The organism is Mesorhizobium silamurunense (genome assembly GCF_014843825.1).
GTDB classification, from domain to species: Bacteria; Pseudomonadota; Alphaproteobacteria; order Rhizobiales; family Rhizobiaceae; genus Mesorhizobium; species Mesorhizobium silamurunense.
On record NZ_JHQR01000216.1, the window covers coordinates 77754 to 98372 of the forward strand.

Genomic DNA, 20619 nt, shown 5'->3' on the forward strand with positions numbered 1-20619 from the left:
AATCAATATGGTAGCCCCGGAGGATGTGGCGGATTCATTGGCTTTTTCGTGGGCCAGAATCGTCAGTATTCCCTCATCACTCCGTTCGGCCCCGGAATCGAGCACATGCTGCGCTGCCCGAACCGTGCAGGCGTGTGGCGCCAAAGAATTACGCTTGGTCTTGGCAACGAGCCCGCTGAGTTCGGGTCCTGGAGGTTACATTTCCACTGGTTGCGCGTGCGCCTGGTGGCTGCTGAAGCGCGGCAGCAGGCCGGTGGACAGAACCAGCGCCACGATGATCAAAAGCTGGCTTGCGATCACGGTGGCGAAGGCTTGCGCGATGCCCGCCGGCTCCTGCACCAGATAGAGCGTGCCGAGCGTTGCGACGCCGAGCGCCAGCCCTGACTGCTGCAGCGTGATCAACACGCCGCTGCCGACGCCGGCAAGATGGCTGGGAACATCGGCCAGAACGGCGCGGAACAAGCCGGAGAACAGCATCGACTGGCCGGCGCCTATCAGCACCAGGGGCGGTGCCAGTTCCATCAAGCCGACCTTCGGCCAGCCGGTCAGGATGATGCCAATCAGCAGCGCCAGGCCGAGCGCCTGCACCATGCCGCCCGCCGCCAGCGCGCCTCGGCCAAAGCGCCCGATCACGCGCGGGCTGACCACCGAGCCGATGAAGAACATGATCGCCATCGGCAGGATAGCAAGTCCGCTTTGCAGCGCATTGGCGCCGAGCCCGTTCTGGACGGTGAGCGCGAAGACGAACATGAAGGCGCCGAAGCCGAGGCTGAACAGGGTGATCATGGCAAGCCCGCGCGCCATCGAGGGCAGGCTGAGCAGCGAGGGCGGCAGGAGTGGCACCGCGCCGCGCGCCTCGGTCGCCTTCTCAACGATTGCCGTGATAATGGCGAGCAGCACAGCGGCAGCCAGCATCGCCTTGGTCCAGGCCGGCCAGCCCTGCGAATGGCCTTCGGTCAGCGGCACCAGCAGCGCCGTCAGCGTCGCCGCGAACAGCACCGTGCCGGGCAGGTCGATGCCGGCCGGATGCGGCGAGCGGTTGGCCGGCACGACCAGCCGGCAAGCGAAGAAGACGACGCGATGCCGAGCGGGATGTTGATCAGGAAGATCGGTCGCCAGGAGGTGCCGAACAGGTCGGCGCTGACCAGCAGCCCGCCGGCGAGCTGGCCGACGATCGCTGCAATGCCCGAGGTCGCGCCGTAGAGCGCGATCGCCCGCGTCTTGCGCTCGACCGGCAAGGTCGCCTGGAAGGTCGCCAGCACCTGCGGCACCAGCATTGCCGCCGTCGCGCCCTGCAGCAGCCGGGCTGCGATCAGCACATCGATGGTTGGCGCCAGGCCGCAGGCGAGCGACGCCAGGATGAAGCCGGCCAGCCCGGTCAGGAACATCGTGTGGCGGCCGAAACGGTCGCCGAGCCGGCCGCCCAGCACCAGGATCGCGGCGTAGGTCACGCCGTACACCGACACCACCAGCTCGAGCGCCGCCGGCGTCGCCTTGAGCGAGGCCTGGATCGTCGGTAGCGCCACGTTGACGATGAAGAAATCGGCGATCGGCAGGAAGGCGCCGGCCAGGAGCACATGCACGCCGAGGCCATGCAGCCCGCCGGCGCGGGCCATCGACCGGGCGGAATGCCGGGCAGGCCCGGCGGATGTCGGATGGGTCACGGAAGTCTCCATACGTTTATGTGAATATAGTTATATAATTATAATCATTATGCCAATATACATATTCGCCGAATGGCTGTAAACTGCGCTCATGACCGACAATGACGATTCCTCCGGCCGCAAGGCTCGCCCCGCGGCGGTCCGCTGGGCCAATCTGGCCGACCTCATCCTGATCATTGCCCGCGAGATCCAGTTCCGGGGCTATGCCGACGAGCGGGCGGTGCAGCTGTCGCAGTCGGAGGGCATGGTGATGCGCCACCTCGTCCAACACGCCTCTGCCACGCCCAGCCAGATCGCGGCCGCGACCGGCCTGCAGCGCACCAATGTCTCCCCTGTGCTGCGTGATCTGGAGGAGAAGGGGCTGATCGAGCGGCATGTCGATCCGCAAGACCGCCGCGGTGTGAGTGTCCATCGCACGCGGCGCGGAGCCGAAAACTACGCGTTGGTGCGCAAGGAATGGGGGGCCGCCGTCGCCGCCGCTGCCGGTCGAGACACCAGCAAGCTCGACGATGCGCTCGCGCTTCTCAGGTCCATTGAAATCGGCCTCATTTCGACGCGGCCAAAGGGCAGCGATGGTCCGGTGCGAGGTCCCACACGCCAGCAAGGCATTTAGCTCCAGGGCTTTGTGCTGAGATCAAGGAACGTCCTCGACAACCGCAATGAATTCGCAATGCACCAGCGATGGGCTGTCTGGCGGCAGCGGACGAACGTGCCGAGCCGGGCGAGACTCCGGATCGGGAAACATCCGCAGCCATTCTTCATTCACGGCATTCCTGTCGCTGCTGTCGTGGAGATAGATCTCCACCTTGATAGTGTCCTCCACGCTGCCGCCTGCGGCCCCGATGATGGCGAGCATGTTGGCAAAGACATTTGCATCCGCTTCGAAGGCCGAGCATCCGCGCAAGCTGGGTCGGGGGTTGCCGACGCTATCCGCGCGCTTTTGTAGGTGCCGAAGGACTTCAGCGAAGAACATCTCGCAGATTGTGAAGGTCGCCACCCCTTGACGAACGCGTCCGCCAACATGTCAATTGACATACCTCATAGAATTCAAATACATTTGGTATTTCAAGGGAGACTCGGCTGCTGCATTCCGGCTGGAGGAAAACAAAGTGGCGCGTAATACGACCGTTAGCACTTCCACGCCGATCGGCCTTCGCCTTGCTGGCGGGGCACAGGGATTTAACTGGCTTCCGGTCTTCGTCGCAGAGGAGCTAGGGCTATTCGCCAAGCACGGCATTGCGATCGAATACAAGCGATTCGGCAGCGTCGACAAGGCAACGGGCGCGGTCCTCGAGGGCGAGGCCGACCTTGCGATCACGCCGCCGGAAGGGGCAGTCGCGGACTTCGTGAAGGGTGGAGAACTGCGCATCGCGGCGGCCAATGCGGTGCGGCTGCCGATGTCCATCGTGGCGCGGCCCGAGATCGGCTCCCTGGCTGACCTCAAAGGAAAGAAGATAGGCACCTCCTCGCTGACCGAGGGTACGGCGATCTATACGCAAATTGTGCTGGCCTCCCAAGGATTACGCTACCCAGGCGACTATGAATTCGTGCTTGCGGGCATCCACACCAAACGCTGGGAGGCGCTGCAGGCCGGAGAAATCGACTGTGCTCCCCAGCCCGCGCCCTGGAACTTCCTGGCCGAGGACCAGGGTTACAAACTGATCGGCGAGGTCAACGCGTTCATACCCGAGATCGTCTTCACCGCTATCATCGGCCGATCGTCGTGGCTGCAGGCGAATAGGGACGTGGTCGTCCGCTTCATCAAGGCCTTAATCGAGGCCCATGCGATCACCAATGACCCTACAAGACAGGATGTAGCTCTGCCGATCTTCCAACGCATCACAACGCCAGAAAACCAGACACTGGCCAGGCGCGGCCTGGAATACATGCGCGGCATGGGCATGTGGCCGGACAGGCTGGCAGTGCCTGAAAAAGCGTTGCGCACGACGATCGACCTAATGATCCGTGCGAAATTGCTCGATGAGGTTCGCCGCGGCGAGGCATTGAAAGTCTTTGACGCATCTTATCTCGGTGCTGCCACGTGACTTCTGGATGAATCGAATTGACGCTTGTGCCAAGTAGATCCGCGACGATGCTTCGGTATGGTCGCCTGATTGCCCACCTTCCACTTGCCCACAGAGATCGAGCCCTCTAACTTGAATACTCAGATACGCTGGGTATCCTGATACGTTGATTGGATGGATTTCGAAATGGCGCGACTGACCCGCGAACAAAGCCAAGCCCTGACGCGCGAAAAGCTGCTGGCGTCGGCTAGCGAGATGGTGGCCCGGGACGGCTATTCCGGCGCGTCTATTGAGCGGATTGCAGAAGAGGCCGGCTTCTCGAAAGGCGCCTTCTACTCCAATTTCGCGAACAAGGAAGACATCTTCCTCCAACTCCTCGAGCGCAACGCGGGCGGAGATGTGGTCGAACTGACCGAAAGGCTTCGAAGCATCGACGAGCCGAAGGACGTCATCGAGTCCCTTTGCGAGTGGGCCAACCAACGCGCCAAGGACAAGCGCTGGGGAACCTTGGCTATCGACTTGCTGCGCATCGCGCGCCGCGACAACACCCTGGAGGATCGGCATCTGCGCCTGTTCAGTGACCAGTGGGAGGGGCTAGGCCGGCTGCTGTCGGACAAGTTGTTTCCGCATGATGTCGCCGAGCCCCGCCCCCTCTATGTGGGCGGCATCGTTCTGGAACTTGTCTATGGCGGCATGTCGAGTTTCATGGACGACAAGGCACCCGGCGAAATGGTTCGGGTTGCACTGACGTCAATGCACGAGGCCCATCTCTACAGATACAAGGTCGAGAAAGCCGCACGGCGGCGGACCGCAGCCTCCTGATCGTCATTTATTCGTAGACAAGCCCCTTCAACCGAAGGCGATCGCGCATGGCGTTGACGTCAAGGCTGAGCTTACCGGCGGCATAGAGGCGGCGCTTGTCTTCCTCGGCCGCCTCCCGCTCTCGCCCGGTTTTGGCAACCGACTCCGCGTTTGCATGAGGTACCACGCAGACGCCGTCGTCATCGGCCACGATCACGTCGCCGGGGCAGATGCGGACGCCGGCGCAGATGATGGGAACCTGGCAATCGCCAAGCGTTTCTTTCACCGTTCCCTGAGCGAAGATCGCCTTTGACCAAACCGGAAACGTCATTGCTCGCAAGGTAGCCACGTCGCGAACGCCGGCATCGATCACTAGGCCACGGATGCCGAGGGCCATCGCCGATTCTGCCAGAAGGTCGCCGAAAAATCCGTCCTCGCACGGCGAGGTGGGGGTCACGACCAGTATGTCGCCCGGCCGCGCCTGCTCCAACACCACGTGGATGGTCCAGTTGTCGCCCGGCGCGACCTCGCAGGTAAGCGCATTGCCGCCGATCTTGGCGCCGTCATAGATGGGGCGTAGCCGTGGGGCCAGCAGCCCTTTACGCCCCTGGGCCTCGTGAACGGTGGCAACGCCCAGCGCGCCCAGTGCGTCGCACAGTTCGAGCGGCGTACGCTCGGTGTTTGTCACGACTCTTGCCATTGATCTCTCCAGGGATTGGGGGCTTTGGTCGACATATCCAGCCTAGCGGCCCTGTCGCTCGAGCCTCGCGTCGAGCCTCGGGTAGACTTTGCGCGCATTGCCTTCGAACACCGCCGCGCGATCAGGTTCATCGAGGCCCAAGGCATCGATATAGCGGCGCGTGTCGTCGAAGTTGAAGCCGGTCAGCGGGTCCACGGCCTTGACCGCGCCCAGAAGTTCCGAGCCGAAGAGGATGTTGTCCGCACCGAGGACGCGAAACAGCGTGTCGATCCCGGCCTGGTGGTAGACGCAAGTGTCGAAATAGACGTTGCGCATCAGGTGAGTGGCGAGGTCCGGCTTTTCCATCATGATGGCCAGCCCGCGATAGCGGCCCCAGTGATAAGGAGCCGCGCCGCCTCCATGGGGAATGATCAGCTTGAGATCGGGGAAGTCGCGAAACAGGTCTCCCTGAACCAACTGCATGAACACCGTCGTGTCGGCATTGATGTAGTGCGCTCCGGTGGTGTGCAGGCAGGCCGAGCACGCGCCCGAAACATGGATCATGGCCGGCACCTGGAGGTCGACCATCCTCTCGAAGAGGGGATACCAGTAGCGGTCATAGATTGGCGGCGCGGACCAGAAGCCGCCGGACGGATCCGGGTTGAGGTTGCAGCCGACGAAGCCCAGCTCGACAACGCAGCGCTCGAGTTCGGCGAGCACAGGAGCAAGGTCACCGCTCATCGACTGCGGCAGCTGGCAGACACCGGCAAAGTTGAGCGGGAACATGTCGACGATGCGCGCAATGAGATCATTGGAGACACGCGACCATTCGGCATTCAAAGCCGCACTACCGACATGATGACCCATGCCGGATGCCCGCGGCGACAGGATCGTCAGGTCGGAGCCGCGCTCCCGCTGAAGGCGAAGCTGGTTGTCTTCAATCGTCTCCCGAAGCATCTCATCGCTGATGTCGGGATAGGGCGGACCTGCGTCGCGTTTGCCCTCGGCAAACTCCATCTGTGCCTTGCGATAGGCATGATGCGCCGGGGGCTCGGTCGTGTAGTGGCCGTGGCAGTCGATTATCATGGCATTCTCCAATCCGGCGCCGACGGCATGACCTCCTGCCGGCGCAACGGTGGCGCGGCCTCAGCTCAGGGTTCCAGCACGTAGTTGGTGAAGCCGCCGTCGCCTGAGGCTACGCCGTTGATCGCCTGGTTGATCTGGTCCAGCGGATAGGTGCGGGCTTCCAGCACGGAAAGGTCGACCGCGCCGGACCGGACCAGCTCCGATATCTCCATGCCCTCCGCGGTGCTGAGCCAGGCTGAGCCGGTGAGCACCATTGAGTTGTCCATCCACCATTTGGTGTTGAACAGCATGTCGGCGCCCGTGCCGCCGATGTTGACGATGCTGCCCCCGCGTTTGACCCCCATCATCGCGTCCTTCATCGCGTTGACGTCGGCCACGGCCCCGAGGCTGTCGAGCATGAAATCCGCGCCGGCGTGGTTCTTGGAGCGGACCCAGTCGGCGACCTTGCCGTCCAGGTTGGAAAAGGTCTCGATCCGGTTCGGCGCGAGCCGCTTCAGCTTCTCCAGCAAGGGCTTGCCGCGCGCGACGGCGTAAATCGTGGAGATACCCATGGCCAGCGCAAAAAGGGTCGCTCCGACACCCAGCGTTCCGGTCGCGCCGTTGATGATGAGCGACTTACCTGCAAGGTTGCCCAGCTTCTTGAGCGCCGAATAGGACGTGCCGAGATAGCCCATGCGGGCGGCCTGCGGAAACGTCATATTGTCCGGTATCTTGACGATGGAGCTTTGGGGCGCGCTCATGAATTGCGCGAAGCCGCCGCCGGGATAGCGCTTGTAGATTTCCAGGCTGTTGCGATTGAAGCCGAAATATCCGGCGAAGGTGAAGTAGTCGCACTTCATCTGGTTGCCGCTGGCGCAGGCGTGGCAGGCGCCGCAGGAACGCAGCGGATTGACGTAGACGCGGTCGCCAGGTTTCAGGGCAACAACCTGCTCGCCGACCTCATGCACGATGCCGGCAGGATCAAGCCCGAAAGTCGCGGGCTTTGGCGGCAGCGGCTGGTGGGGATACCAGTTCTCCCAGTTGTTCAGCACGTTGGCGAGGTTCGGGACCATGCCACAGGCTTTGACTTCGACCACAACGTCGGTCCCGGACGCTCGCGGCTTGGCGACCTCCTCGATCCGCATGGGTTCATTTACCGCGTGCAGCCGCGCGGCCCGCATCATCACTGTCACGATCTTCCTCCTCAAATCCCGCCAACCGGATCGAGTTGACATTCCGACTGGACTGTGGATACCGTACAGTATCTGAAATGGATGGCGCAAGACCCGATTTGCGGCGCCGACCAGCAATCGCTGTTTTGCCGACGGAAGCGCGCCGAACGGGCGCAACTGCTCGTTTGGACGCGACATGCCTGACAACGAACGCAGCCGCGATGCTGCTTGGGGAGAGGAATACGATGGCGTTCGAGCTGCAACCGCAGGACTATCTGAGGATCCTGTGCGGAATCTGGTTCCTCCCGCATCTGATGGGGAAGGTCAGGAATTTTGACAAAGCTCCGGGCACGTTTGAGAAAGCCGGTCTGAGGCCTGGCAAGGCCTTCCTTGTCCTGACGATCGTCCTGGAGGTTCTGGCCGCTGTCGGCCTGGTCTTCAATATCTACCCAAGGGTGGCCACCGGCTGCGCGATCGTCGTGCTGCTCGGAGCAGCCTACGCGGTGGTGAAGATCAACGGCGTCAAATGGCGCTGGCAGCAGATGGGGCCGGAATTCCCGCTTTTCTGGGCGCTCGCTTGCCTCATCTCGGCCCTGTGACTTTCAAAGCTGAAGCCAAGTCTCCTGGGAGGTTCCAAAATGAAGGTTCGGCGCGTCGTCACCGGCAGGAATGCAACCGGCAAATCCGTGGTCGTCAGTGACGGCCCCTCGCCCCAGGAGATGGTCCTTCGGCACACGCCGGGTTTCGTATCGTCGCCGCAGTGGAAAATCGAGGGGACGCCGGATCTGGGCAATATCGAAAACCGAGATCCCATGGACACCACAGGCACCATGATCATGCCGGCAGGCGGGTCGTCGTTCTGGATCATCACCTTCCCTCCAGACGGCGTCTTCATGTCGTCGGAATGGAACCCAGCGCTGGCCGGGCCCGAACTCACCGAGGCATCACCTGGCATTGCCGAGCGGATGGAGCCGGATAGTCCGGGTATGCACCAGACGCCGACCATCGACTACGTGACGGTGATCAAGGGCAGACTGGCCCTCGAACTCGATGACGGCAAGACGGTCGAGCTCAATGCCGGCGACACGGTGGTTCAACGGGGCACTCGTCACGCATGGCGCAATCCCGGCGACCAGCCGGCGACGATTTCCGTGGTCTTGCTCGGCGCAACGACCTGAGGCAGCGCCGGCAACCGGCGAGACGACATCCCCTTGACTGGACCTTCCTGGCCGCTCAGATCGTTGCTGCGACCTCGGCAAGGATTTGGCGGGTCCAGGCATGCAGGCCCGAGTAGTGCGAACGCTCGGTCCAATACATGTCGATCTGGATCAGCACTTCGAGCGGAAAGGGCTTCAACGTCAGCTTGTCTGAAAGCCGCCGGGCTAGGCGGTGGGGAATGGTCGCCACCAGTTCCGTGCCCCGGATCAGCGCCTCAAGGTTGTCGTGACTGGGCACAATCACGCTCGGCGAGATCCTGATGTCGGCTGCCCGAAGCGCCGCGAAGTACAAGGCTTCCCACTGGCCATTGTGCGTCACGGCGATGTGCCGCGTTTGCCTGTAGCGATCCATCGTCAGTTCGCCGGCCGCCAGCGGATGGCTGGAATCCATGATGCACGCGTAGTGATCGGTGAAGAGTTTGCGGCGGTAGTAGATATCGCCGAAAATCGCCACCGGACCGAGCACGATATCGCAGATATTCTCCTTCAGCTGCTGCTTGCCGTGCACCGCGGATTCAAAGATGTTGATGGTGATCTGGGGTGCCTGCTGCTGAACCTGCCGCACGAACGCCGGCATCAGGAACATGCGCTCGTGGTGGTTACATGAGATCGTTACGCTGCCCGTGGACGTGCGGGGATCGAAGCCTTGCAGGGATGACAACGCCTGCATTCGCTCCAGGACATGGCGGGCCTCCTGCGCGAGTTGACGGCACTTGTCGGTCGACAGGATCGAGTTGCCTTGCCTAACGAAGATCGGATCGTTGAAGGCTTTCCGCAGGCGCTTGATTGAATAGCTGATCGTCGACTGGTTGACGCCGAGGCGTTCCGACGCCTCTGAGAACGACTGGCAGTCGTTGACCATCACCAACGCCTGCAAGGCATTCAGATCAACTTGCGCAAGCTCTCCTGACAGCATGACGGTCCCCTCTTTATGCAATATTTCGATGACCTGTATCGAACCTATTGGGTTGTTAGATGCCGTGCAAGGGACTAGCCCGATGGGGAGCTGCACAGGAGGAAATAAATGGCCGCTAATCTCGAACAGAAGATCGCTGACGCCGGAAGCGCGCAAACCATGCTCTGGGAATCACAGAGCCCGCCCATCGTCAGTACGCCGGTGACGCCGGAATTCACCAACTGGCGCGACGAACAACTCGCCTGGCGCAGCAACGCCGTGCTGTACGACCAGTCGCATCACCTCGCCGACCTGAACATCAGGGGCAAGGACGCGCTGAAGCTTATCCGCGACACGGCGATCAACAGCGTTGAGTACTTCCCCGTCGACGCAGCCAAGCAGTACGTTGCGGTCAACGACGAAGGCCAGCTCATCGGCGACAACATCCTGTTCCGTTACGAGGAAGAGGAATTCCAGGCGGTGGGCATTCCGCCGACGATCAACTGGCTCCAGTATCATGCCGAGACCGGCGGTTACGACGTCGAGCTGGTGCGGGACAACCCGTCCTACGCTCGCAAGGGAAATCCCCTTTGCTACCGCTACGAAATCCAGGGACCTGGAGCGTTCAACGTCATCCGGGACCTGATCGGCGGCGAGCCGCCGGATGTGAAGTTCTTCCATGGCACGCGATTCACGATCGCCGGCAAGATGGTGCGCGCACTGCGCCACGGCATGGCCGGCGAGCCCGGCTTTGAGTTCGTCGGTCCGTGGGCCGATCATGAGGTCGTGCGCGCCGCGCTGATTGCGGCCGGCAAAAAGCACGACATGATTCAGGTCGGCGGCCGCGCTTACCTGACCAACTCGCTCGAATCCGGATGGCTGCCGCGTCCACTCCCCGCGTTTTATTCGGGCAACAGCACCGAGGGCTTCCGCAAGTGGCTTCCTGCCGACGAGATCGATGCCAATGTGTCCCTCGGCGGAAGCTACTTCTCCGAGAACATCGCGGACTACTATTTCTCGCCCTACGACGTGGGCTACGGGAAAATCATTAAGTTCGACCATGACTTCGTCGGCCGCAAGGCATTGGAAGCCCACGTGGCCGGCGGCCAGACCACGGCGAAGCGCAAAGTGACGCTGCAGTGGAATGGCGACGATGTCGCCAAGGCCTGGGCCTCGATGTACCAGCCAGGTGTCGGGGCGAAGTTCATCAATCTCCCGATCGCCCACTACGCGACCTATCATTACGACCGCGTCGAGGCGCCGGACGGAAGGTTTCGCGGGCGTTCGCTTCATACCGGATATTCGGCCAATTACCGCTCGATGCTCTCGATCGCGGTCGTGGATGCGGCGGTGGCAGAGCCTGGCACCGAGCTGGTCGTGGTGTGGGGCGAGCCCAAGCCATCCTCCAAGGTGCAGGTCGAGAACCACGTGCAAGTCAAGATCCGCGCCACCGTTCACCCGGCGCCGATCGATGCACACGCGCGGACCAGCTACCGCAAAAACGCCTGAGCCGCACATCCGAACAGAGGGCGGCTGCATGGCCGCCCTCCCCCTTCATAAGCCGTCCGCAGCCAAGACTGTCGGGGCTAACCCCGCCGGTGTCGCGCTGCGACGCAAGAGACCGCCTTGCCGTTCAGCTCGGCCGTCAAACCCGGAGACCGGGTATGAAAAAGTCCTATCTGCTTACCCTGCAATGCAAGAACCGGCCGGGCATCGTCGCCGGCGTTGCCAGCCGTTTGGCCGCGCATGGCGGCAACATCACCGCGGCCCAGCAATTCGACGACCCCGAGACGGACCGGTTCTTCATGAGGGTGGCGTTCGATTTGCCTTCACCCCTGGACGATCTCGCCGGCCGCTTCTCCGAAGAAGTCAAGCGCTTCGGCCTGCAATGGACCTTGCGGCCCCAGAACCTGCCACGCAAGGTTCTGCTGCTTGTCTCGAAGTTCGACCATTGCCTGGTTGACCTGCTCTACCGCCAACGGCTGGGCGAGTTGCCCATGCAGGTTGTCGCCATCGTCTCCAACCATCCGCGAGACGCCCTGAACCTCTCCCCCGACGATACCATTCCCTTCCATCAGTTCCCGATCACCCATGAGACGAAGGCCGCCCAGGAAGCGCAAATCAAGCGCGTGATCGAGGATAGCGGGGCCGAGCTCATCGTTCTCGCCCGCTACATGCAGATCCTGTCTGACGACTTCTCAGCGTACCTCTCTGGTCGCTGCATCAACATCCACCATTCCTTCCTGCCGGGATTCAAGGGCGCCAAGCCCTATCATCAGGCGCACGAGCGTGGCGTGAAGATGATCGGAGCAACGGCGCATTACGTCACCGAAGACTTGGACGAGGGCCCGATCATCGCCCAGGACGTCGAGCATGTGACCCATGCCGACACTCCCGATGACCTTGTTCGCAAGGGCCGGGACATCGAACGCCGCGTATTGGCCCGCGCGGTCGCCTTCCACCTTCAAGACCGGGTCTTGCTGAACGGACGCAAGACCGTCGTCTTCGCCTAACACTGGAGCCACACGCGTGGAAAAGATCATACGTCTCGAGAACATCCGCCCCTCCTCCATCGACGCCTCGATCGAGATGGCGCCAAGCCAGGTGATCGACTCCCCTGACTTGCCGGGCCTGTTGCCGCCGGGGGTCCGGATCTACATCACCGACATTGGCCTGGCGGACACGCCGACGCTGGCCAAAGCTGCCCGACGCGTCAGGGACCTTGGCTACACAGCCGTTCCCCATATAGCCGCCCGTCGGCTGACAACGCGCGAGACGCTGGAGGCGCGGCTGAAGGCCCTCGCGGAGGAAGCCGGCGTTCGCGATGTGCTTATCATCGGCGGGGACGTAGCAGCGCCAGCGGGCTCGTTTTCCTCTTCCATTGACGTGCTTGCTACCGGTTTCGTCGACAAGTACGGCATCACCGAGGTCGGCATGGCCGGCCATCCGGAAGTCAGTCGCGACTTTGGCGAGGAGGCGGCGATTGCAGCACTTCGCATGAAGAGCGCCTGGGCCGAGCGCAGCGGAGCAAGGATGCGCATCGTCACCCAATTTGGCTTCGATGCGGACAAATTCATCGCCTGGGCAGACGGGCTCGCAGCTTTCGGATTGGACCTGCCCGTCCACCTTGGGGTTGCCGGTCCGGCCAAGATCACGACCTTGCTGAAATATGCGGCGTTGTGCGGCGTCGGCAACTCGCTGAATTTTCTGAAAAAGCGCAGCGGTTCACTTGCCGCGCTTGCCACCAGCCACTCGCCGGAGAGCTTCGTCGGCCCGATCGAAGACCATTTGCGGGCAAAGCCGGGTTCGGCGATTGCGCAGCTCCATGTCTTTCCGTTCGGCGGCATCAAGAATACGGCCAGATGGCTCTACGAGCGCGGCTCGTGGCAAAGCGCCGATGCCGACGACCGCTCATCGATAGCTTGAGCTCGTAGCCCGCCTCTGAAGAGCCGTGCCCGCTTCATGGCGCGCCGACCAGCGGCGCGCCATGGTCGCCTCGTGCCGCTGCGCGGGCGAGCGTCGCGGCGCGAGAGCCTGATAGAAGGTGCCGCCTACCGGCGCTGCCCGGCTGTAGCCAGCGGGCATCCGTGCGGACGTCCGTGGGCGGCTTGCAGGCCAAACCGGGAGCATAGCCATCAGCTGCGGCCGCGCCCCTCCGTTTCAATGCGCAGCGTGACTTCATCCCCGATCAGGGGAATGTTGGCTGTCATGCCGAAGTCGCTGCGATTCAACTTCGTGGTCGCGCTGAAGCCGGCTTCAAGGCTGCCGTCCCAAGGGTTCTTGCCCTGGCCGTTGAAGGTCACATCGAGCGTCACCGGCTTGGTCACACCAGCGATGGTGAGATCGCCCGTGATGGAGCCCTGCTTGTCGCCTGACTTGGTAAATTTGGTGCCGACGAAGGTGATCTCCGGAAACTCGGTGGCATTGAACCAGTCGGCGCCCTGGATGTCGCCATCGCGCTGGGAATTGTTGGTGGAAATACTGGACACCTTGACCTTTGCCTGCAGTTTGCTGGCTTCCGGCGCATCCTTGTCGAAGGTGAACTCTCCGGAGAATTCTCTGGCAACGCCGATGACGTTTGAGAATCCCAGGTGATTGATAAAGAACACGATGCCTGAATGCACCGGATCTATATCAAAGGTGATCGGTTGCGCTCTGGCCGCTCCCAGGCCGATCGGTGCCGATGCGAGCGCCGCAGCGAGCAACGCTGTTTTAAGTTTGTAGTTCATGTTCCGTCCTCCATTGTTGATACGCGGGTTGAAGAGCTCATTCACATCGGAAGGCTGAAACCGTTGCGCGACAGCGTGACTGCGACCGCGGCGACGGCCGGTACCAGGCAGAGTCCCGCGAACACCAACGTGGCGACAGCCCGGTTGGACTTTCCGAGATGGTCGAGGATTCCGCGACAGATCGAAGGGACCAGGAAAACCAGGGAGAGCATCGCGAGAGCGAGAAGGTCGATCTTGCGGGTGATCAGCGCGACGGTTTGCGCCACCGCGATCATGCCCCCGGCCCCGCCAATCAAGGACCCCCATCCGAAGCGGTAGTTGGGCCTGAGCAGGTGCCAAAACACGACACCGGCAATCGCAAAGGCAACGCCGAGGGACAATTGCAGGCTGGAAGACGAAGCCCCCAAGAAGGCAATTGGAGCAAAACCGGCACTGGCCACCGCGAGCATTACGGCTGGGCGCAGATTTGATCCCTCATCGGGAAACTGCGCCTCGCGATACAACGCGTAGAGAACTGCCGCTCCCGCCAGAGCGGCGACCACCAGGTCGAATGGCTGTGCCAGGACTATCTTGTCGCCGATGTAGGCGGCTGATGCGAGCGGCATTGCCGCCAGCAGCAACAGCCCAAGCGCGCGGCTGCCTGCCCATTCCGCTGCCAAGCCCAGAACGGATCCTACTGCCGCGATGTAGAACACCTTGTTGACGGCGCCGACCGGCGGGAAGGATGGAAGCCGATTGTAGGTCAGCCAGTAAGACAGGAAGAAGCCGAGCGGGATCAGCGGATCGTACCAGCGTCGGTCGACGCGCGCCCAGCGCATCAAGGCGGTCAGGCCGAAGAGCACAACGCCGCAAATCGCAGTCGCCAGCATGACCGCTTCCTGCGGCGATCGGGCAACGCCGATCACGTCGAGACACCACTGACTTCGACAAAATACCGGGCGCCGGCAGTCATTGCGGCCCCTTCTGGCAGGATGAAGTCACACCGTCCTCCCCGGTCTGAGTTCTCCGTAATCGGTTCCTTCTGGATACCGATTAGATTTCAAATACCAAAACGTATCTGGTGTGCTTTGTCAATCCGCAAACCGGCCGCTCGCCGCCGCCTCGAATTGTGACGGCAGGGACGGCGAAGTTAGTTGACATACGTATCAGACTTCAAATACTGTTTGGTATCTTAAAGTGGAGAGGCCGCTAAACCGGCCGCGTCCACGACGCGCTGGGAGGAGTGCGGGCTGTGCAAGAACACATCGGCGCCTATCTGCCCGTGCTCGCGGCGAACGGCGTATCGGTCCGCTTCGGAGGCGTGCAGGCGCTCGACAACGTCTCGCTCGACGTTGGCGACGGAGAGATTTGCGGCTTGATCGGCCCCAACGGCGCAGGCAAGACCACCTTCCTGAATGCAATCACCTGTTTGACCCGTCCTCAGCGCGGCTCCATCCAGCTGTCGGGCCGAACCATCTCCGACGCGGCCGTACGCGACATTATTGGCCTCGGGATCGCGCGGACGTTTCAAAACGTCGGCGTCTACGGCTCGCTGAGCGTCCTCGAAAACGTAATGCTCGGCGCGCACCACAAGATGGGCGGAAAGTTCGTGCGTGCTCTTCTCAACCCCGTCGGCGCATGGGCCGAAGAGAAGGCCGTCCGCCGGCAAGCCGAAGCAATTCTCGAAGAGCTGGGAATGTCAGCCTTGTCGGCTGCGCGCGCGGACTCCCTGCCCTATCCCTTGCAAAAGCGGATGGAGATAGCGCGCGCCCTCGCGGCCGAACCCAGGCTCCTGCTGCTCGACGAGCCGGCGGGCGGACTGACCCATGGCGAGGTCAGCGAATTCGGCAAGCTCATCACTACGATCCGGCATAGCCGCAAACTTTCGATCCTCCTGATAGAGCATCACATGGGCCTGGTTATGAGCCTTTGCGACCGGATTCATGTGTTCCACCTCGGTCGAAATCTCGCATCCGGGCGCCCCAAGGAAATCAGAACCAACGAAGCTGTTATTGCCGCCTACCTCGGGAGGAGCGAGTGACGCTTCTCGATATCCGAAATCTCTCGGCCGGATACGGCAAGGTGCGCGCGCTTTTTGACTGCACGCTCGGCATCGGGGAAAACGAGTTCGTCGTCCTGCTCGGCGCCAATGGAGCGGGAAAAACCACCCTGCTGCGCGCCCTTTCGGGCACGATCCGCTCGTCCGGCGAGATTGCCTATGGGGGAAGCGATCTGCAAAAGATGGCGCCGGAACGGCGCCTGCAATGCGGAATAGCGCAGATCCCTCAGGGCAGAGGCACTTTCACCGAATTCACAGTCGACGAAAACCTGACGCTGGGCGCCACGATTGTCTCCGACAGTCGCCGGGTCCGACGGGACAAGGAGCGGTGGTACGACCGCTTCCCACGGCTGCGCGAACGACGCTCCCAACTGGCCGGCAACCTCAGCGGTGGCGAGCAACAGATGCTCGCGGTGGCACGGGCTCTGATGTCCCGGCCGAAGCTGCTGCTGTGTGACGAGCCGTCCCTGGGCCTCGCGCCTGTCATCACGCGCGAAATATTCGCGATCTTCAAGGAACTGCGCGACACCGATGGAATGACGCTCCTGGTGGTGGAGCAAAATGCCGACTTGTCCCTCAAGTTTGCCGACCGCGCCTATGTCATCGAGGCCGGGCATATCGTGTCTGAAGGCTCAGCCAGCGCGATACTTGCTGATGAGCACATCCAAAAATCTTACCTCGGGGACTAGTGTGACGGCGCTACACCAACTTATTGTGTGCGGCATTGCTCCAAGCGGCACCTATGCCGTGCTGATCGTTGCCCTCGTGCTGATCTCACGCTCCGCAAAACACGCGCCGACAGACCAGCTCGCTCAAGCATCTTTCATCGACATTCACGACACGGCCGGACTGCCGTTCCTGATCGTCGTCCCCTCCACCAAACCGTCATTATCCGCCAAGACCGGTTCGGCCAAAGCCCTCGGTGCCAGGGCGCAGAGGTCAGAGGCCCCGGCCTTGCAGTTGGGGGGCTGGGCTTGACGCTTTTTGTGCAAATCATCGTCAGCGGCCTCGCCACCGGCGCCATCTATTCGGCCCTTGCGCTTGCGCTGGTTTTGATCTTTCGCGCCACCAACGTCGTCAATTTCGGTCAAGGCGAAATGGCGACCTTCTCCGCATACTTCACGTGGCAGCTTTGCCTGTGGGGTCTGCCCTTATGGCTTTCCATCGCGATCGGCCTGGCCTGTTCCTTTTTGCTGGGAGTCTTGACGTTTCGGCTTTTTATCCGCCCGCTCCTGGCGGCGCCTGTCGAGGCGACCGTGGTCGTCACGCTCGGCATGTTCGTGCTCTTCCAGGCGATGGTGACCTGGCTGTGGGGCGCCGAACAGAAGCCGTTCCCCAGCCTGTTTCCCGAAGGCAGCTTCAGCCTTGGTGACGTGCGGATCCTGGCGTCGTCGGCTGGAACCCTGCTGATGCTCATTGTCCTGGCTGCGGTCATCGGATGCCTCTTCGCCTTCACGAGGCTGGGGCTCTCCATGCGGGCCGCGGCTTTCGATCGCGTCCGCAGCGTTCTGGTCGGCGTCAATGTCGAGCGCATGCTCATGCTCGGCTGGGGTTTCGCCGCGGTGATCGGGACGGTCGCGGCCGTGCTTGTCGCGCCCCGGCTGTTTCTGAGCCCGACCATGATGACCCCGATACTCTTTTACGGCCTCGCCGCGGCAACCGTGGGGGGCTGGGACAGTCCGCTCGGCGCGGTGGCCGGAGGCCTGCTTGTGGGCGTCAGCGAGAGCCTTGGCGCCAACTATGTCGGCTTTCTCGGGGCAGACATGCGCATCGCGGTTCCGATCGTCCTTACCCTCTTCGTCCTGCTGGTTAAGCCCGTCGGTCTGTTCGGCTCGCAGAAGGTCACGAAGCTATGAGGAACAGCGTTGTGCGCACGGCCGCGACAATCGTCGGTTTTCTACTGGTTGCCGCGCTTCTGCCGGTCTGCCTGTCGGGCTTTCAGTTGCAACAGGTGAGCATCGCGATCTCCTACGCCATCGCCATCCTGGGGCTTAACCTGCTTATGGGTTTTGCCGGACAGATCTGCCTCGCTCAAGGAACGCTGTTCGGCATCGGCGCCTACGTCACCGCCATTTTGAATGCGACCTACGGCGTCCACCCACTGGCGACCCTGCCGGCAGCAGCCGCCGTCACCGCGCTGGCCGGCCTCGTTGTCGGCCTTCCGGCCTTGCGCTTGCAGGGACTGCAGCTCGCCATCATCACGTTTGGTGTCGCTGCTGCGTTTCCGCAACTTCTGTTGAAGCTCGGCACCTGGACGGGCGGCGTCTCCGGCTTGCCGATCGACTCCCTGGAGCCGCCCGCGTTCCTGGCCGATTACTCCGAGCTTTGGCTCTACCTGGTGTCGCTGGGATGCGCCTGCGTCGCGGCGATGATCGTGCGCCTCGTTCTCTTCGGCGATGTCGGCCGCGCGCTGCGCGCCCAACGCGACAGTTCCCAAATCGCCGAGGCCCTCGGCGTCAACCTGACGAAGACCAAGCTCTGGGCGTTCGCCATCAGCTCGGCGCTCGCCGGACTTGCCGGCGGCGTTTTCGCCATCCTCAACGGCTTCATCAGTCCGCAGTCCTTTCTCGCTCCACTTTCGATCACGATCGTGATCGGGAGCATCGTCGGCGGCTCGACGAGCATTGTCGGCGCATTCGTCGGCGGGCTGTTCATAACTTTTGTCCCGACATGGACGTCCAACATCAATCTCGCACTCGGCAACGTCATCTACGCGCTGGCACTGATCGGCATCATGCTTTTGGCGCGCGGTGGAGTGGCAGGCCTGGTGGATAGACTCACCGCTGCGTTGACGACGCGGTCGAACCCCAACGGCAAAGCCGGACAATCGGCAAACTAGGGAGGAAGTTATGAGACCAAGTCTTCGCATGCCCAAAATGCTTCTAACGGCAGCTGTGTTTGCACTGGCCGTCGGCGCCGCCTCGGCGAGAGCGGACCAGACACCAGGCATCACCGACAGCACCGTCAAGATCGGCATCACCGGTCCACTCACCGGGCCGGTTGCCGTCGTCGGCGCGGTCGCAGAAGGCATCCGCGCCCGCGTCGAGGCGGCCAATGCCATGGGTGGCGTCAAGATGTCCGATGGCAAGACACGCAAGATCGAGCTGGTGATCAAGGACGACATGCTCGATCCGCAGCGCACGCTCGCCAACGTGCGCGAGATGGTCGAGCAGGATAAAGTCTTCGCCCTTGTCGGCACGGCTGCCACGCCGAACAATGTCGCCATCGGGCGCTATATCGAGCAGCGGAAAGTTCCGAATGTCTTCATGTATTCGGGCGTCCATAAGCTGAACGCGCCGCATGAGGAGATCGGGTTCGTCCCGGCGTTCTCGACCGAGGCGACGTCCTTTGCCACCTATCTCAAGGACAACAAGCCCGGGGCTAAGGTCGCGATCCTCTACCTCAACACCGAGACTGGCGAGACCTTCATGAAGGCCTTCGACAAGGCCATCGAAGGCTCCGGCGTTAAGGTCGTCGATCGGCAGCCCGTGACCTCGCAGGATCCGACCGTGGAAACGCAGCTCACCGCACTCAAGGCCTCGGGTGCCGATACGCTGGTTATCATCGCCGCGCCACAGCAGGGTGGCGAAGCGATCCGCTTCCAGGCCGAAAGCGGCTGGAAGCCGTTGACGCTCGTCACCAATCTTTCCTCGGCCTATCCGATCCTGCAGGCGGTGGGACTGGACAACGCCAAGGGCATCATTACCTCAAACTTCCTGAAACCAATCGTCAGCCCGGAAAAGACCGGTGATGCCGGCATCGACGAGTATCTGACCGACATCGCCGCGGCCAAGGTCAACTTCGTCTTCGCCAACACGATCGGACAGGTCGGCTATGCGACCGGTGATGCCCTCGTGAAGGCGCTTGAAGAGATGAAGAAGCCGACCCGTGCTGCGCTCCTGGAGGCCGTCTTCAACATCCAGAAGTGGGACAATCCGCTGCTGCTGGATGGGATCAAGCTGAACACCAAAGCCGGCTCCGACGTCTTCCCGATCGAAGCCCTGCAGCTCTACCAGTTCGACGGCCAGAAATATGTTCCGGTTGGGAAGCTTCTGGATTTCGAGGGCAAGACCGAAGAGTAAACAACCGACCGGAATAGGATAGGTATGAACGCAGCTTCACATATTGGCGGGAAGGCTCGGCAGCAGAGCGTCTTGCGGACGATCCCGAGGCGCTCCGCAACAGGCCTGAGTGAGCGGAACCTGATCTATTTTTCCGGAATTAGCCTTGCAATACTCGCGCCGGCCGACCGCGAATCAGTACTGAATGAGATCGGCCGGGCTCGAGAGGGTGAAACGTCTTTGGCTGAGCACTGAGGAGGCTCGACAGAACATCCTAAGCGCGCTCTGCATTGCGGACATTGCTTTGCCAACTTCAGCGACGAGTGCGAGCTATTGGGTGATTCTGATCCTTCGGCGACTATCGAACGATGCCTGAATGCAGGCGTTTCCGAAATTGTCGTCAAATGTGGCTCCGATCCGGCCCATCTCCACACAGGGAGAATGAGAGTAAAGATACCCGCAGAAATTGTCGATATTCCCCTTGATACGACCGGGGCGGATGATGCGTTTAATGGTGGCTACCCGCCGCCCGACTGCTTGCTGGCACCGAAGAAAGCGCCGTCAAAAAGGCGCACGCTGCTGCAGCGGCCGCAATTCAAGTTCGGGGTGCCCTTATCGCTTCGGGGATTCCCAAACCTGACTTTCTGAGCTGTTGAGGCGCGGGCTCCTGAGCAGTCCTACATGCTCTGCACCGCGATCGTAAGCGTCACGAGCATCGCACATATGCCATTGACGACCGAGCATTTGTAACCGCCCGATTGTCACCGCCTGCCT

The 20619-nt window shown here is 61.9% G+C and carries 24 protein-coding genes; 15 read left to right on the plus strand and 9 right to left on the minus strand.

Annotation, left to right across the window (positions count from 1 at the left end):
• Nucleotides 1-195: 195 nt before the first annotated feature.
• Both DH10_RS36355 and DH10_RS36360 read right to left on the minus strand, forming a co-directional pair.
• Entirely contained in the window at nucleotides 196-1050 is an 855-nt protein-coding gene (locus tag DH10_RS36355) for an MFS transporter (protein ID WP_210327846.1), read from the minus strand.
• On the minus strand, nucleotides 978-1664 hold the full coding sequence (locus tag DH10_RS36360) for an MFS transporter (protein ID WP_210327847.1): 687 nt from the start codon (nucleotides 1662-1664) through the stop codon (nucleotides 978-980). Before DH10_RS36360 ends, DH10_RS36355 begins: the two co-directional genes overlap by 73 nt.
• Nucleotides 1665-1755: 91 nt before the next feature.
• Here DH10_RS36360 and DH10_RS24025 point away from each other — a divergent pair, with 91 nt between their 5' ends.
• Nucleotides 1756-2277, plus strand: a complete 522-nt coding sequence (locus DH10_RS24025; RefSeq protein ID WP_192385418.1) for a MarR family winged helix-turn-helix transcriptional regulator — start codon at nucleotides 1756-1758, stop codon at nucleotides 2275-2277.
• A gap of 21 nt (nucleotides 2278-2298) precedes the next feature.
• Here DH10_RS24025 and DH10_RS24030 read toward each other — a convergent pair whose 3' ends face one another.
• Entirely contained in the window at nucleotides 2299-2661 is a 363-nt protein-coding gene (locus tag DH10_RS24030) for a RidA family protein (RefSeq protein WP_343221612.1), read from the minus strand.
• Nucleotides 2662-2773: 112 nt separating this feature from the next.
• Between DH10_RS24030 and DH10_RS24035 the strand changes: the two genes are divergently transcribed.
• A complete protein-coding gene (locus tag DH10_RS24035; RefSeq protein ID WP_343221613.1) occupies nucleotides 2774-3709 on the plus strand; it encodes an ABC transporter substrate-binding protein in 936 nt (311 codons plus the stop codon).
• A 165-nt stretch (nucleotides 3710-3874) separates the two neighbouring features.
• On the plus strand, nucleotides 3875-4510 hold the full coding sequence (locus tag DH10_RS24040) for a TetR/AcrR family transcriptional regulator (RefSeq protein WP_192385419.1): 636 nt from the start codon (nucleotides 3875-3877) through the stop codon (nucleotides 4508-4510).
• Between the two features lie 7 nt (nucleotides 4511-4517).
• Here the strand turns inward: DH10_RS24040 and DH10_RS24045 are convergent, their stop codons facing one another.
• The 3 genes from DH10_RS24045 to DH10_RS24055 form a co-directional block, all read right to left on the minus strand.
• Entirely contained in the window at nucleotides 4518-5189 is a 672-nt protein-coding gene (locus DH10_RS24045) for a 4-carboxy-4-hydroxy-2-oxoadipate aldolase/oxaloacetate decarboxylase (protein WP_192385420.1), read from the minus strand.
• A gap of 42 nt (nucleotides 5190-5231) precedes the next feature.
• Nucleotides 5232-6254: an amidohydrolase family protein gene (locus DH10_RS24050; RefSeq protein WP_192385421.1), complete on the minus strand. Its 1023-nt coding sequence runs from the start codon at nucleotides 6252-6254 to the stop codon at nucleotides 5232-5234.
• Nucleotides 6255-6319: 65 nt separating this feature from the next.
• Nucleotides 6320-7414, minus strand: a complete 1095-nt coding sequence (locus tag DH10_RS24055; protein WP_210327850.1) for an alcohol dehydrogenase catalytic domain-containing protein — start codon at nucleotides 7412-7414, stop codon at nucleotides 6320-6322.
• A gap of 236 nt (nucleotides 7415-7650) precedes the next feature.
• On the opposite strand from DH10_RS24055, the gene DH10_RS24060 reads away from it, so the two are divergent.
• The gene (locus DH10_RS24060; protein WP_192385422.1) at nucleotides 7651-8004 is read left to right on the plus strand and encodes a DoxX family protein; all 354 of its coding nucleotides are present in this window, start codon (nucleotides 7651-7653) and stop codon (nucleotides 8002-8004) included.
• A gap of 39 nt (nucleotides 8005-8043) precedes the next feature.
• On the plus strand, nucleotides 8044-8583 hold the full coding sequence (locus DH10_RS24065) for a cupin domain-containing protein (protein WP_192385423.1): 540 nt from the start codon (nucleotides 8044-8046) through the stop codon (nucleotides 8581-8583).
• Nucleotides 8584-8638: 55 nt separating this feature from the next.
• Here the strand turns inward: DH10_RS24065 and DH10_RS24070 are convergent, their stop codons facing one another.
• Nucleotides 8639-9694 (minus strand): LysR family transcriptional regulator, encoded by a 1056-nt coding sequence (locus DH10_RS24070; RefSeq protein WP_246811630.1) that lies wholly within the window; start codon nucleotides 9692-9694, stop codon nucleotides 8639-8641.
• Between DH10_RS24070 and DH10_RS24075 the strand changes: the two genes are divergently transcribed.
• The 3 genes from DH10_RS24075 to DH10_RS24085 all read left to right on the plus strand — a co-directional run bounded on the left by DH10_RS24075 (nucleotide 9647) and on the right by DH10_RS24085 (nucleotide 12943).
• Entirely contained in the window at nucleotides 9647-11026 is a 1380-nt protein-coding gene (locus tag DH10_RS24075) for an aminomethyl transferase family protein (RefSeq protein ID WP_192385424.1), read from the plus strand. The two genes, DH10_RS24070 and DH10_RS24075, sit on opposite strands and share 48 nt — an antisense overlap.
• 155 nt (nucleotides 11027-11181) lie before the next feature.
• The gene (purU, locus tag DH10_RS24080; RefSeq protein ID WP_192385425.1) at nucleotides 11182-12030 is read left to right on the plus strand and encodes a formyltetrahydrofolate deformylase; all 849 of its coding nucleotides are present in this window, start codon (nucleotides 11182-11184) and stop codon (nucleotides 12028-12030) included.
• A 76-nt stretch (nucleotides 12031-12106) separates the two neighbouring features.
• Nucleotides 12107-12943, plus strand: coding sequence for a methylenetetrahydrofolate reductase (locus DH10_RS24085; protein ID WP_192385438.1), 837 nt, complete (start codon nucleotides 12107-12109; stop codon nucleotides 12941-12943).
• 209 nt (nucleotides 12944-13152) lie between these two features.
• Here the strand turns inward: DH10_RS24085 and DH10_RS24090 are convergent, their stop codons facing one another.
• The gene (locus DH10_RS24090; RefSeq protein ID WP_192385426.1) at nucleotides 13153-13746 is read right to left on the minus strand and encodes a YceI family protein; all 594 of its coding nucleotides are present in this window, start codon (nucleotides 13744-13746) and stop codon (nucleotides 13153-13155) included.
• 41 nt (nucleotides 13747-13787) lie between these two features.
• On the minus strand, nucleotides 13788-14615 hold the full coding sequence (locus DH10_RS24095; RefSeq protein WP_192385427.1) for a hypothetical protein: 828 nt from the start codon (nucleotides 14613-14615) through the stop codon (nucleotides 13788-13790).
• Between the two features lie 362 nt (nucleotides 14616-14977).
• On the opposite strand from DH10_RS24095, the gene DH10_RS24100 reads away from it, so the two are divergent.
• The 7 genes from DH10_RS24100 (at nucleotide 14978) to DH10_RS38280 (ending at nucleotide 20493) form a co-directional block, all read left to right on the plus strand.
• Nucleotides 14978-15766 (plus strand): ATP-binding cassette domain-containing protein, encoded by a 789-nt coding sequence (locus DH10_RS24100; RefSeq protein ID WP_192385428.1) that lies wholly within the window; start codon nucleotides 14978-14980, stop codon nucleotides 15764-15766.
• Nucleotides 15763-16473 carry an ATP-binding cassette domain-containing protein gene (locus tag DH10_RS24105; protein ID WP_192385429.1) on the plus strand — a complete coding sequence of 237 codons (711 nt, stop codon included), beginning with the start codon at nucleotides 15763-15765 and terminating at the stop codon, nucleotides 16471-16473. The genes DH10_RS24100 and DH10_RS24105 overlap by 4 nt, the downstream gene beginning before the upstream one ends.
• A complete protein-coding gene (locus DH10_RS24110; protein ID WP_192385430.1) occupies nucleotides 16439-16762 on the plus strand; it encodes a hypothetical protein in 324 nt (107 codons plus the stop codon). The genes DH10_RS24105 and DH10_RS24110 overlap by 35 nt, the downstream gene beginning before the upstream one ends.
• Nucleotides 16763-16770: 8 nt before the next feature.
• Nucleotides 16771-17640 (plus strand): branched-chain amino acid ABC transporter permease, encoded by an 870-nt coding sequence (locus DH10_RS24115; RefSeq protein ID WP_343221615.1) that lies wholly within the window; start codon nucleotides 16771-16773, stop codon nucleotides 17638-17640.
• Nucleotides 17637-18623, plus strand: a complete 987-nt coding sequence (locus tag DH10_RS24120) for a branched-chain amino acid ABC transporter permease (RefSeq protein WP_192385432.1) — start codon at nucleotides 17637-17639, stop codon at nucleotides 18621-18623. Before DH10_RS24115 ends, DH10_RS24120 begins: the two co-directional genes overlap by 4 nt.
• Before the next feature lie 10 nt (nucleotides 18624-18633).
• Nucleotides 18634-19866, plus strand: coding sequence for an ABC transporter substrate-binding protein (locus DH10_RS24125; RefSeq protein ID WP_192385433.1), 1233 nt, complete (start codon nucleotides 18634-18636; stop codon nucleotides 19864-19866).
• 264 nt (nucleotides 19867-20130) lie between these two features.
• On the plus strand, nucleotides 20131-20493 hold the full coding sequence (locus tag DH10_RS38280) for a PfkB family carbohydrate kinase (RefSeq protein ID WP_192385439.1): 363 nt from the start codon (nucleotides 20131-20133) through the stop codon (nucleotides 20491-20493).
• Nucleotides 20494-20619: the final 126 nt, after the last annotated feature.